The 13138-nt window shown below is 39.0% G+C and carries 11 protein-coding genes; 4 read left to right on the top strand and 7 right to left on the bottom strand.

Annotation, left to right across the window (positions count from 1 at the left end; all coding sequences use genetic code 11):
• Nucleotides 1-111: 111 nt before the first annotated feature.
• The 7 genes from H6G75_RS17455 to H6G75_RS17425 all read right to left on the bottom strand — a co-directional run bounded on the left by H6G75_RS17455 (nucleotide 112) and on the right by H6G75_RS17425 (nucleotide 9819).
• Nucleotides 112-1107 carry a chemotaxis response regulator protein-glutamate methylesterase gene (locus H6G75_RS17455; protein WP_190981278.1) on the bottom strand — a complete coding sequence of 332 codons (996 nt, stop codon included), beginning with the start codon at nucleotides 1105-1107 and terminating at the stop codon, nucleotides 112-114.
• A 74-nt stretch (nucleotides 1108-1181) separates the two neighbouring features.
• Entirely contained in the window at nucleotides 1182-3410 is a 2229-nt protein-coding gene (locus H6G75_RS17450) for a hybrid sensor histidine kinase/response regulator (protein ID WP_190981277.1), read from the bottom strand.
• Nucleotides 3410-4123 carry a chemotaxis protein CheW gene (locus H6G75_RS17445; protein WP_190981276.1) on the bottom strand — a complete coding sequence of 238 codons (714 nt, stop codon included), beginning with the start codon at nucleotides 4121-4123 and terminating at the stop codon, nucleotides 3410-3412. Before H6G75_RS17445 ends, H6G75_RS17450 begins: the two co-directional genes overlap by 1 nt.
• A 23-nt stretch (nucleotides 4124-4146) precedes the next feature.
• On the bottom strand, nucleotides 4147-5817 hold the full coding sequence (locus tag H6G75_RS17440; RefSeq protein WP_190981275.1) for a methyl-accepting chemotaxis protein: 1671 nt from the start codon (nucleotides 5815-5817) through the stop codon (nucleotides 4147-4149).
• Between the two features lie 179 nt (nucleotides 5818-5996).
• The gene (locus H6G75_RS17435) at nucleotides 5997-7649 is read right to left on the bottom strand and encodes a methyl-accepting chemotaxis protein (RefSeq protein WP_190981274.1); all 1653 of its coding nucleotides are present in this window, start codon (nucleotides 7647-7649) and stop codon (nucleotides 5997-5999) included.
• A gap of 360 nt (nucleotides 7650-8009) precedes the next feature.
• Nucleotides 8010-9260: a protein-glutamate O-methyltransferase CheR gene (locus H6G75_RS17430; protein WP_190981273.1), complete on the bottom strand. Its 1251-nt coding sequence runs from the start codon at nucleotides 9258-9260 to the stop codon at nucleotides 8010-8012.
• 109 nt (nucleotides 9261-9369) lie between these two features.
• Nucleotides 9370-9819, bottom strand: coding sequence for a chemotaxis protein CheW (locus H6G75_RS17425; RefSeq protein WP_190981272.1), 450 nt, complete (start codon nucleotides 9817-9819; stop codon nucleotides 9370-9372).
• 142 nt (nucleotides 9820-9961) lie between these two features.
• Between H6G75_RS17425 and H6G75_RS17420 the strand changes: the two genes are divergently transcribed.
• The 4 genes from H6G75_RS17420 (at nucleotide 9962) to H6G75_RS17405 (ending at nucleotide 13036) form a co-directional block, all read left to right on the top strand.
• Nucleotides 9962-10792: an alpha/beta hydrolase gene (locus H6G75_RS17420; RefSeq protein ID WP_190981271.1), complete on the top strand. Its 831-nt coding sequence runs from the start codon at nucleotides 9962-9964 to the stop codon at nucleotides 10790-10792.
• A 104-nt stretch (nucleotides 10793-10896) separates the two neighbouring features.
• On the top strand, nucleotides 10897-11832 hold the full coding sequence (locus H6G75_RS17415; protein ID WP_190981270.1) for a DNA adenine methylase: 936 nt from the start codon (nucleotides 10897-10899) through the stop codon (nucleotides 11830-11832).
• A complete protein-coding gene (locus H6G75_RS17410; protein ID WP_190981269.1) occupies nucleotides 11807-12541 on the top strand; it encodes an HNH endonuclease in 735 nt (244 codons plus the stop codon). The genes H6G75_RS17415 and H6G75_RS17410 overlap by 26 nt, the downstream gene beginning before the upstream one ends.
• A 93-nt stretch (nucleotides 12542-12634) precedes the next feature.
• Complete coding sequence (locus H6G75_RS17405; RefSeq protein WP_190981268.1) at nucleotides 12635-13036, top strand: hypothetical protein; 402 nt, start codon at nucleotides 12635-12637, stop codon at nucleotides 13034-13036.
• The last annotated feature ends 102 nt before the right edge of the window (nucleotides 13037-13138 follow it).

The raw sequence follows: 13138 nt of genomic DNA, 5'->3' as shown, positions 1-13138 counted from the left end.
AATCAGCTTAAAAGTTAAGAGATCCAAAAACAACTTAAAAATCAAAAATTTCAGTATTCTTTCTTCAAGAATCTAGTAGATTTACTATAGTTAAATTGATGGGATTGAGGTTTAATTTGCCGATATCCGTAATATCTTGGTACAAGCAGAAGCGATCGCCTCAACTGGTAAAACTTCCACAGCCGCTTTTAATTCTACAGCCGCTTTTGGCATTCCATAAACAATGCAAGTTTCTTGATTTTGGGCGATCGTATGCCAACCTGCATCGCGTAGAACTTTCAAACCTTGAGCGCCATCTCGTCCCATCCCAGTCAGTAGCACCCCAATTCCTGACTCTAGCCAATGTTTTGCCACACTTTGAAATAAAACATCAATAGATGGACGATAAAGGCAATTTGCAGGTTGTTCCACATAATCAAAACTCAGGTTAGCCGTCATTACCAAATGATGATTTGTCCCAGCTAAAAAAATTTTTCCTGGTTGTGGTCTAGAGCCTGTAGTTGCGATTTCTACAGGTAAGAGAACTTGTTCATTTAACCAAGCTGCAAAACCGGGAGCAAATTGAGCATCTAAATGCTGCACAATAACAATAGCAGCTGCAAAATTTTGGGGAAATTGCCCCAAAATCTTCACCAATGTTTGGGGGCCGCCAGTAGAAGCACCAATGACAATAAGCGGTGGTAATAAGTTCGGCAAAGATGGCAGTTTTTTGACTGTTCGCACCTGGGGCGATTTACCAATTAATTTAGCAATGGTACGAATTTTGTTTAACAGTCCTGTACTACCCTCAGCAGGCGTATTGATAGCATCTAAAGCACCATAGTGCATTGCTTCCAAGACTTTAGCCGCATAGCGATTAATACTCGCAGTCACAATAATAATTGCACAGGGCGACTGACTCATAATTTGCCTTGTGGCTTCCACTCCATCCATACAAGGCATTAAAACATCCATCAAAATTAAGTCAGGAGTATCAACTGCACATTTGCTCACCGCTTCTGCACCATCGTAAGCCACCCAAGCCAAATCATACTCCGGGATTGTGGCTAATATTCGCCGCAGTGCTTCCACCATCATCCGCATATCGTTGACAATGGCAATTCTCATAAACTGGGGAATGGGGAGTGGGGAGTGGGGTAAGAAATTTTCATATCTTGTTGGTGAATGCTGTTCATAAAGTCTTAACCCTGACCAATCAGGTCAATTACGGCTTGTAATAAAGTGTCATCATGGAAGCTGCTTTTGGTGAGATAGTAGTCTGCACCTGCTTCTAAGCCTTGAATGCGGTCTTCTTGGCGGTCTTTGTAAGAAACAATAATCACGGGGATGTTTTTTAACTGGGGATGGGTTTTGATTTGGCTGGTGAGTTCAAAACCATTCATCCTGGGCATATCAATATCTGTAATGACTAAATCATAATCACTAGTGCGTAGGGCGTTCCAACCATCCATCCCATTGACGGCGACATCAACTTGGTAATGGTGATTTTCTAAAAGCTTGCGTTCCATTTCCCGGACGGTAATTGAATCATCTACAACTAATATACGCTTGTGAGTTCTGCTCAATGTCTGCTGTGTTGATTGATTTACTTGACTTAGTTGACCACTAGCAACCACCTTGGTCATAGAACGAACTAAATCTTCGACATCGATAATCAATACGGGATTCCCATTATCCATGAGGGCGGCGGCGCTAATGTTGGGAATTTTCCCCAGCCTGGAATCTAAAGGTCGGACAACTAAAGTGTATTCACCGATAAAGCGGTCAACAACTAATCCATAATGATGGAGGCGATCGCTAATTACCACCACTGCTAATGAATCTGGATTTGCCGTAGGTAAGGGTAACTCGAAAACTTGCCGCGCGGAAATCAATTCTACAGGCTGATGATTTAGCCAAAAAAACGGGCGATTTTCTGACATCGCAATTTCTGATGGCGATAACATCAAAACTTGATTAATTCGGGTTAACCCAAAGGCGTAAGGTTCATCGGCAATCTCTACTAATAAGGTACGCACAATAGATAGAGTTAGGGGTAACTGCAAGTAGAAACTCATGCCTGTTCCTGGTTGAGAAACTGCTCTGACAGTGCCGCCAACTTCCCGTACTGTATTATGGACAATATCTAAACCCACACCCCGGCCAGAAATTTCGGTAATAGTTTGTGTGGTGGAAAATCCTGGTAACAGCAAAAACTCCATTAACTCTGCTTCAGTTAATTGCATTGCTATATCTGCGTTTACTAGTTGTTTTTTGACAACTTCTTGACGCAAAAACTCCAGATCAATTCCCCGGCCATCATCAGAGATGGTGATAAATAACATCCCCGCCCGATGGACAACTTCAATGCCAATTGTGCCTGCTTCTGGTTTACCTTGGGCTATCCGTTCTGGGGGAGATTCTATGCCGTGATCAACCGCATTACGGAGAATTTGCGTTAAGCAAGCTTCTAATCGTTCTAAAATATCCCGATCTACCAAGGTATGCTGACCCTTGATTTCTAGGTTCACGCGCTTACCCAACTGTCTGGCTAGGTCACGTACCATACGCGGGAACCCTTGCCAGCCTTCGGTAAAGGGACACATCCGGGTCACAATTAGTTCTCGATACAAACGATGGGCGAGGTTGCCTGAACGCTGGGAAAAGGATTCTAACTCGGTTTGTCGATCGCTAATTAAACGAGTACATTCGCTGGTTTTTTGATGTACTGTACTTAAATGTTCTTGAAGATGTTTATCTAAGGGGCGATCGCTAACTAATTCTTGTAATTTAACTATTAATTTCGATAACTCGATTTGATTGCTTCTGACTTGGACAAATGATTCGGTAAATGACTCTAACCATTTACTACTAACAATGGTTTCCCCGGCTAATCCCATCAAGCGATTGAGATTATCTGTACTCACCCGCACGGTTTGATTTTGGGGACTTACTAAGGCTTCTGGTTGACGGACTTCACTTTGGGGCGGGGGCTGTAAAATATCTAAGGCTGGGACAATTGCCGGGATATTCACAGTAGTGGAAATATTTGCGATCGCATTTACCAAAGATTGAATTTGCGGTTGATTTCCTTGTTGTAGTTCGGCATTAGTGGCGATGTTTTGCAACATATCCACCCCTTGCAACAACACATCAATATCATCTGCGGTTAAATTCACTTTACCAACTTGTGCCGCACTAAAACAATCTTCCATCACATGGGCTAAGGTGACGGCTGGCTCAATTTGGACAATTCTCGCTGCACCTTTAATACAATGGGCTGCCCGCATTAAAGCCGCTAATTCTGATTTAGGATCAGGATTAGTTTCCAGCGCCAGTAAACAATTGTTCAGCACCACAACCTGAGTTGTGACTTCCATTTTGAACAAATCAAATAACGATAATTGGCTAAGGTCAGCGTCTTCGTTCATTACTGTGCCTTCTTCGCCAAATTGGTGAATAATAATTCATCATCCAAATAACTGACAGTACGCACTGTTGGCAGATTCAGTGGTTGCCAGGAAAATAAACCTTTAGTATAAGTTTGGGTTATTTGAGTGACATTTCGCACAACATCGCGCAATTCCCGCCGATGAAATCTGTGGACACCATATATTTCATCCACTGGAAACACCCAAGCATTACCAGCTTTTTCAATCACCGCCATTCGGGAATGGGATACAGGACTCAGCCCTGGTAGGGGTGATTCACTTGGCTCAATATTTAAAAAATGACTTAGGGAAACACATAAAAGCAATTCACCACGAATGTTAATTAATCCTCGTAAGACTTGGTTTTGGCGGTGGGGTAGGGTATGAATCACACTCGGAGGCGTAGTTTCTTTAAAAACTTGCGCCGGAAGTGCCAGCCATTCTTGATGCAACCGAAAAATCACGACTGTTAAAGTTTCGCTGGTTCGCACAGCGTAGGTAGGTAGATGCGGTTTTTTCTGGGCGGGAGATTCCGCGATCAAGTGTGTCCACTCACGACGATAGTTTTCTGGTGTTGGGCGTTCTAGTAAACAGCGACCAGCCGCCGAATAAACCGGACAATTGCGACAATGGGTATGTGTAGATAATTCCGCACAAGTGCGATCGCCCTCAATGCCAATTACATTCCAACAACTTTCTACTTGAGTGGTCATAAGTCAATGGCCATTTGTCTTGATTAAGCTGCTACATCAACTGGGTTAAAGGATGAAAAATCATCACTTTTGACTTTAAACACAGAAACTTCTTGACGTAAACCACGGGCGACTTGATTAAGTTGGGCAAGCGCCTGATTAATTTCCCGCAGTGAATCGGCAGTTTGCATTGAGGTACTACTTAACTGCACCATTGCATCACTAATTTGTTGCGCTCCTAATGACTGCATTTCCATTCCTTGATTCACCGTGGCAAAATGGGGATTCAAGTCTTGCACCTGCTGGATAATTTGTCCAACTTGGCTACTAATATGACTGACATCTGCCACACTCCGCCCGACTTCGGCGGCAAATTTGTCCATTTCCATTACCCCTGTTGATACCGAAGATTGCATTTGTTTAACCATCTGTTCAATATCTAATGTGGCGACTGCGGTTTGGTCTGCTAATCTGCGAATTTCTCTGGCGACTACTGCAAAACCTAAGCCATATTCTCCGGCTTTTTCCGCTTCAATGGCGGCGTTTAACGAGAGCAAGTTGGTTTGGTCAGCGACTTTGGTAATTGTTAAGACAATATTATTAATGTTGTTAGCTTTTTCGCTGATAATTCCTAGTCTCATGGCAATGGTGTTTGTCGCTTCTGCTAACTGGCGCATACTTGTTTCCATCCGCTGCAAGTCTGTTTGGCTGATGTTTGCTGCTGTGGTTGTTGCTTGCGACATTGTCACCACTTGTTCCATTGTGTGTGCTAGTTCTTTTGAGGTGGCGGCGATTTCTTTGGCTGTCGCTGTGACTTGGTTTGTTGATGCTACTTGTTCAGAAATTGTCGTTTCCAATTGTTTGCCAGCTGCGGCTATTTGGGTGGCGGAGGTTGTGACTTGAATACCTGAACCTTGGACTTGACGAATCAAGGTACTCAATTTCTGTTTCATTGTTTGGAGTGCTGCCATTAACTTATTAATCTCATCATTGGCAGTGATTTCTACATTACTGGTAAAATCGCCAGTCGCTACTTTGTCAGCTAAATGAAAAGCTGTTTGCAAAGACCGCGCTAACTCCCGACTTGGAATTAAGATAATTCCTAAACAAACAGCGATCGTCACACTCACAATCCCGAAAAAACTTCCCCAGTTTACCAAGACAGCAACGCTTTGAATTTGATTAGCTTGATTTTTTCTTTCGACTAAACTTTGGTCTTCCACTGCTAACATCTCATTCATTTTAAATCTGATTTCATCCATTACACTTTTGCCTTTATCGGATAAAATCAGAGCTAATAATTCCTTTTCTTGTCCAACTCGCTTCAGATTAATAGTTGTTTCTAGTTCAGCCATTTTGGCTTGGCTTAATTTTTCAATTTCATTTAGAGTTTTAATTTGTTGAGAACTACCTATAATTTTGCTTCTGATTTGAATAAAAGTATCTTTTAATTTAACCTTGGCTAATTTATATGGTTCTAAATATCTTTCTTCTTTAGTAAGAAGAAAGCCTCTTTGTCCTGTTTCGGCATCAAGTAAGAATTTTTCCAGTTCTTTTAACTGAGCTTTGATAGCATAAGTCTGATTTACCCAATTATTCGATTCTATAAGGGAGTTAGTATTTGAGTTGGAAATATAGCTGGCAACCCCTGTTAAACTAACAATAATCGCACATCCACCCATCACAAAATGATTGATTTTTATACCTCGCGGCATATTATTTTCCTTTGTAATTATTTGCTATTCTAGAAATAGAAACCGATAACTAAAAAATCAAAAGATTCATAATTGAGGAATTTGATTCTGCTACAACAGCTAAATCGCTGTTAATTAGCCATTCATAGCCTTTATTGAGGGAGATTGGCATCCGTAATTCGAGGATAATTATTTTGAAATTACGATAAAGGCGGTGCTATAGCATTGTTGTTAACTTTAAACACAGAAACTTCTTGACGTAAACCACGGGCGACTTGATTAAGTTGGGCAAGCGCCTGATTAATTTCCCGCAGTGAATCGGCAGTTTGCATTGAGGTACTACTTAACTGCACCATTGCATCACTAATTTGTTGCGCTCCTAATGACTGCATTTCCATTCCTTGATTCACCGTGGCAAAACGTGGGTTTAAGTCTTGCACCTGCTGGATAATTTGTCCAACTTGGCTACTAATATGACTGACATCTGCCACACTCCGCCCGACTTCGGCGGCAAATTTGTCCATTTCCATTACCCCTGTTGATACCGAAGATTGCATTTGTTTAACCATCTGTTCAATATCTAATGTGGCGACTGCGGTTTGGTCTGCTAATCTGCGAATTTCTCTGGCGACTACTGCAAAACCTAAGCCATATTCTCCGGCTTTTTCCGCTTCAATGGCGGCGTTTAACGAGAGCAAGTTGGTTTGGTCAGCGACTTTGGTAATTGTTAAGACAATATTATTAATGTTGTTAGCTTTTTCGCTGATAATTCCTAGTCTCATGGCAATGGTGTTTGTCGCTTCTGCTAACTGGCGCATACTTGTTTCCATCCGCTGCAAGTCTGTTTGGCTGATGTTCGCTGCTGTGGTTGTTGCTTGCGACATTGTCACCACTTGTTCCATTGTGTGTGCTAGTTCTTTTGAGGTGGCGGCGATTTCTTTGGCTGTTGCTGTGACTTGGTTTGTTGATGCTACTTGTTCTGTTAGTGTTGTTTCTAATTGTGTACCGGCTGCGCCTACCAGGGTGGCGGAGGTTGTGACTTGAATACCTGAACCTTGGACTTGACGGATTAAGGTACTCAACTTTTGCAACATAATCTGAAAAGATGCCATGATTTGACCAATTTCATCTTTGCTCTTCAATTCACTCTCAGGCAAAGATAAAGTGAAATCACCAGCAGAAATCTGATCTGCGACATCAACAACCGTAGATACTCGGCTACCCAAAGACCGCGAAATGACCGAAGTTACAAAAAATGCGATCGCTATAGTTGATAGAGTTACTAACACAGCTAATAAACTCATTAAGTTGAGCATTGCTTTTGTGCCTTCAATCCGGTTTTGCATAATTTCTTTTTGGTTTTTAGCAAACTGCTCATGAATTTGGCGAAATTCATAGCTCATATCCCCGGATTTTTCTAGATATTGTTCAATTAACAATCTATTGTTCTCAAAATTTGGTTTTGTGATTGTACTTTTAACCAACCTATCAAATTCATCGAACATATTTTGCATTATTTTTAATCTTTGTTCCTGCAATTTGTCTTCAGCAACCTTAGAGGCAATATTCAATCCCTCTTGAAAGCGTTTATAAAAGAAATCATATCTTTCCAGCGCATCTGGATACTTTTTAGGATTATATAAATATCGCCGAATTGCGAGATTCATGTTTGCCATACTCAAAGCCATATTATTTGTCGCTATAATGGCTTCATTTGACATTCCCACTTGCTTATAAATAATTCTTGTCTGATTACTAGTCGCGTAAACTATCACACTAAAAACAAATATTAAAATTGTCGGGATAGAAAATCCTAATAAGGTTCTATCTTTAAGCTTCCAATTATTTAGCATTGTTATTTTGGATTTATCTCATCAAAGCTCACAAATACTAAAATTCCCCAATAAAAAAGCAAACTAACAATTAAGATATTTAAATTTCCTCTAATGTTATTAATTTACTTAAATAAGTGTGAAGATTTGCCAAATTAAGCTGGATAAGAGAGGCTAGGGACTTGAGGTTAGTAAATCAAGTAACTATTCTAAAGAAGTGAAAAGCCTGTTAGATCAATTTTTTCTGCCTAGATAGGTTGTGGTGTAAATAAACAGACCACACTTCGACCACGCTTATTAACCATAATAAATCGCTAAAAGACCTGTGGTATAAATATTTCTTCTTTTTACTTTTGCCTTTTGCCTTGCAATACTAGTGTCTCACCCCTGTTCTTGATTCAGGGATTTCTCATGCTGTAATCTGTAGATGCGTTGCCAAAGTAAATCAGCACTGGTTTTATCTCCCTGCTGTTCTTTGAGTAAGGCTAAATGAGTCAATGCGGCTTCGTGATTAGGTTGCAGATAAATGGCTTTACGAAAAGATTCTCCAGCTGGTTCATTTTTTCCCATTGCTTGCTGTACCTCACCAAGCAGAACATAAGCTTCTGCATTGATTTGATTTTGATTGAGATAGTTGTTACATAGTTGAACTGCATCTTCTAAGCGACCTTGATTAGCCGCAGTTTTAGCTAAATCTAATAAATTGCTGTTAGGATTGGCTATATTTAGCTGCTGGGTTGGCGAAATTTTTACCTTGTTGTTGATAGCCGATTCAAATGATTTTTGTGTTTTTATTTGAGGAAAATTTATTGATGTGTCGGTTATAAAATTTTGGTGGTTACTCAACTTTTGATAAGCAATAGCTGAAGACTGACGTATAGCTGCCAATTGAGTTTTCATGAGTAATGGAGCTTCGGCAGATGCAACAAATAATAAGCCTCTAATAGCTAGTAAATTTTCTAAAATTTTAATAGTTTTTTCTTTAGTAATACTATCAAAATAAATTAATAAATTGCGGCAAAAAATTATATCATACTTTTGTTGACTAAGGCTAAAATCAGCATCGGCTAAATTGCCATTGATAAACCTTACCCTTTCTTTTACTGATGATTTTAGGTAATATTTTGAATTAATTAGTTGAAAATAGTATTCTTGAGAAGCAAAATTATATCCACGAAATGAGTGTTGATCATAAATTGCTGTTTGGGCTTTTGACAAACATTGTTTGCTAATATCAACAGCATCAATTTGAAATTGAGTAGATGTTAAACCTGCTTCTAATAAAGCGATCGCAATTGAATATGGTTCTTCACCTGTGGCGCAAGGTACACTTAAAACCCGCAACACACCTTGCGGTTTTTTGGGCAACCATTCTGATAATACATAGCTCTTGAGCAGCGCAAATGATTCCAGCTCACGAAAAAACCATGTCTCTGGGACAATTACATTCTCAATTAGTGCTTCCCATTCTTGGGGAGAATCTTGTAAATACCCCAAATAGTTAGACATTTCTGATATGCCACAATCTGCCATTCGGTGATGAATAGCACTAGCGATCGCACCAGAACCAATTGAGTTAACATCTAAACCAATTTTACTTCTCAGTAAAGCTTCAATTACAGATTGCACCATTATTAATGTTTTTAACCTACATCCACTATGGCTAGAGATTAGAGTTTCTCATTTAGAATTATTAATATCAATTAACAAAAATATTGATACAATTTCTAATCCCTAGACTCTATTTAAAAGATAAATTTATTTGCTCTGTTTCAGATAACAAGTATTTAATATCAAGACAATAAATTATTCCACGTTCATCTACAGTCATTTTGCCCAAATATGACGCTGCCTCTATTGGAAGATGAGAATCAACAAATTTATTTGTAGATAGATGTAGTGTTTCGACTACTTGTTCTGCCATCAAACCCAAAATATGTTGAGTATGATTATCTCTACAATAGTTAACTAATATAATTCGTGTACTCAAATTATTGCCACAGGTTTTACCCCGCATCAATTGACATAAATCGATGACTGGTACAACATGACCACGATAGCTAAATACACCAGCTAGATATTCTGGTGTGTGTGGCAAGTTTTTGAGGACAAGCAGGGGTATAACTTCTACAATTTCTTGAGATGCGATCGCATACCGCTCATTGCCAATTTTAAAGAGTAACATGAGCATGGATTCATTTCCGTGTGTTACTTACTCAAGTTACCCACTTTTGCAAAGAAACGAACGTAAATTAAATAACGCTCTTCATAGTTGTTTAGACGAGAGGTTTTGGGAAAAATTGATTATTACCCTATAAAGTTCTCATAAATTCATGCAGCGATCGCAACTTAGAAAGCTATTGATTGGTGAACTCAGTTGGAAACGGCTAGTTCGCTCCTTGTTGTTTATTTACGGCTTTTTCGCGTTTTATGTTTTTTTTAGAGCAGATAGCATGATTTTTCTGCCTCAACCTGCTACTTATCAAGACAGTGCCAGTATTTTGAAAGTACCCGTTACTGACAAACAAAAGATTTCGGCTGTGCATCTACCTAATCCCAGGGGAGAGTATACAATCCTCTACATCCACGGTAATGCCGAAGATATTGGTGATATTCAGCCGTTTTTAGAACGTCTACATCAATGGGGATTTAGCGTTTTTGCCTATGACTATCGCGGTTTTGGGACAAGCGATGGTAAACCTGGCGAATCTAATGCTTACCAAGATGCTGAAGCCGCATACATTTATCTCACACAGCAGCTAAAAGTACCACCGAAGAAAATTATCGTCTATGGACGTTCTGTTGGTGGAGGATCAGCTGTTGATTTAGCAACTCGTCATTCTGTGGCTGGTTTAATTTTGGAAAGTACATTTACATCCGCTTTTCGCGTTGTTGTACCTTTTCCCTTACTTCCCTTCGATAAGTTTTCTAACCTGAAAAAACTTCCGCAGGTTAACTGTCCAATCTTAGTGATGCACGGTCAAGCTGACCAAACTATCCCTGTCCAACATGGATATACACTATACTCAGCCGCACCTGATCCTAAAATGTCATTGTGGGTAGATGGTGCAGGTCATGATGATTTTACTTGGGTTGCAAACGAACAACATCAAAAAACTTTAGTTGCGTTTCAGCAACTAATTGAGAATCGTAATTTTAAGTGAGGCGATCGCACTCAGCCATCTCAATCAGGCTACATTGTATAATTCGGAGTAATTTAACCTTTATGATAAGCTAAGAAGTTAATATCATTTGTTTTGCTGTTGAGATGGTTAACTTGCCGCATCCTATTCAATATCAGGGTAGTAAGAGAAAGCTTGCGTCAAAAATTCTCAGTTTTCTGCCTAACAAAATAGAAAGATTTGTAGAACCATTTGCAGGTACAGCAGCAATTAGTATAGCTGTTGCGTCTAAAAATATTTCTCAATGCTTTTGGCTGAATGATATTAATAAACCACTTATTGAATTATTAGAGATAATTGTAGAACAATCAGATGAGATAGTAAGTTACTATACAAATATATGGAATGCTCAAAATCATGATTCTATAGGGCATTACTTTGAAGTTAGAAATAAATTTAATCAAACTAATGACCCAAAGCTTTTTTTATATTTGTTAGCTCGATGTGTGAAAGGTTCTGTTAGATATAATTCTGAAGGTTTATTTAATCAAAGTCCTGATAAGAGGCGCAGGGGAACTCAGCCTCACAAAATGCGGAAAAATATTGAAGGAGTTTCTGCATTATTAAAAGGTAAATGTCAATTTACCAGTCTGGATTATAGAGAAGTTTTAACCACCGTAAAGAGCAGTGATTTTGTATATCTAGATCCTCCCTATCAGGGCGTGTGTGGAAATAGAGATTCAAGATATTTCTCAGGAATTAATTTTGATGATTTTGTTATATCTATAGAACAATTAAATCAACGTGGAGTACCGTTTGCAATTAGCTATGATGGCAAACTTGGCAACAAAACTTTTGGTATGCCATTACCTCAAGAGTTAGGACTCAGGAAGGTTGAGATTGAAGTTGGTAGATCATCGCAAGCAACACTACTAGGAAGAGCAGAAATAACAATAGAGTCTTTATACTTGTCGCCAAATCTACTAAATGGACAATCTTCAGAGCTAGAGAGCTATATTAGCAAAGCAGCGAGACAGCTTACTCTTTTGGAAATGTATGGACAGTTCTCAGCAGTTACCTAATGATTTCATACAACTTTGTCAGTCAGTAACAGCCAAAAGGCCAAAAGCTGTTATTGATCATATTTTGCAATATGGTTTTATTACAACGGAAGAACTGAAGGAAAGATATGGTTACAATCATCCTCCAAGAGCAGCTAGAGATGTTCGAGAACATGGAATTCCTCTAGAAACTTTCCGTGTAACAGGAAGTGATGGAAGAAAGATAGCAGCCTACAGATTTGGAGATGTTAGTAAGGCAAGGTTTTCTAGATTATCTGGTAGAACAGGCTTATCAAAACAGATTAAAAACGAATTAATCAGGAGATATGGTTGTAAATGCTTCATCTATTTAGAAAAAGTTGAAGAGCGTGAGTTACAGATTGATCATCGTGTTCCGTTTGAAGTTGATGGAGAACCAGAACTAGCACCAGAAAGTTTTATGTTACTTTGTGGTTCGGCTAATCGAGCTAAGTCTTGGTCATGTGAGCATTGTGAAAATTGGAATAGCATTAAGGATAAATCTATTTGTTTGTCATGTTATTGGGCGTATCCAGAAAATTACACACACATCGCAATGCAAGAGATTAGGAGAATAGATTTAATGTGGCAAGGAGATGACATTGAGATTTATGAAAAATTAAAACAACAGGCTATCAGGCTGGAAAAAGAAATTCCTGAATTTATCAAGGAAATTATTGAACGGGAAATGAGACAAAATGGCGATCGCTAAAAATGGACTGCAAAGAATAGGAAGGGTCACTTTACTAAGATTATGCTTTTGAAATATCCAAGCTTAAACTGTTAAGAGACAAAATTTGTAGACATGAAGCTAAAAATCAAACCAATTGTTAATGGATTGTTCCAGGCAACACTTAGTTATGAAGAATTTGAAGCAACAGCAGTAGGTCATACTAAAGATGAAGCAACTAAGAAAGCACTTGAATGGTTGAAGCGGGAAATTGAACTTTCTTATGAAATAGAAAAAGCCGAAAGTGCTTGTGTAGAAAAAAATGAGGAATTTGAGCTAGAGAGTATAGAAGATGAGCTTGATGATCAAGAGCAATCGTTATACAGTGGAGAATTTCTGAATGACGAGATATGGCTGGAATTAGAAAAAGAAGTTCAGAAATTGGCTATGCAGGTTGCTGTAGTAGCTTTGAAGGCTACATTAAAATATGCCTTTAGGGCTTCCATCGGTGGTTCAGTTGGTGGTTTATTCTTTTGAAATGAAATCATCGTATCTCTTCTTAAAAATATAAAATGAGTGTTTCTTTCGCCAAATATCCAAAACAGTCTTAAAGTATTTATGCGATCGCTATCGTATAAA

The organism is Nostoc sp. FACHB-280 (genome assembly GCF_014697615.1).
Lineage (GTDB): Bacteria > Cyanobacteriota > Cyanobacteriia > Cyanobacteriales > Nostocaceae > Nostoc_B.
This window is presented reverse-complemented; position numbering and strand designations above follow the sequence as displayed.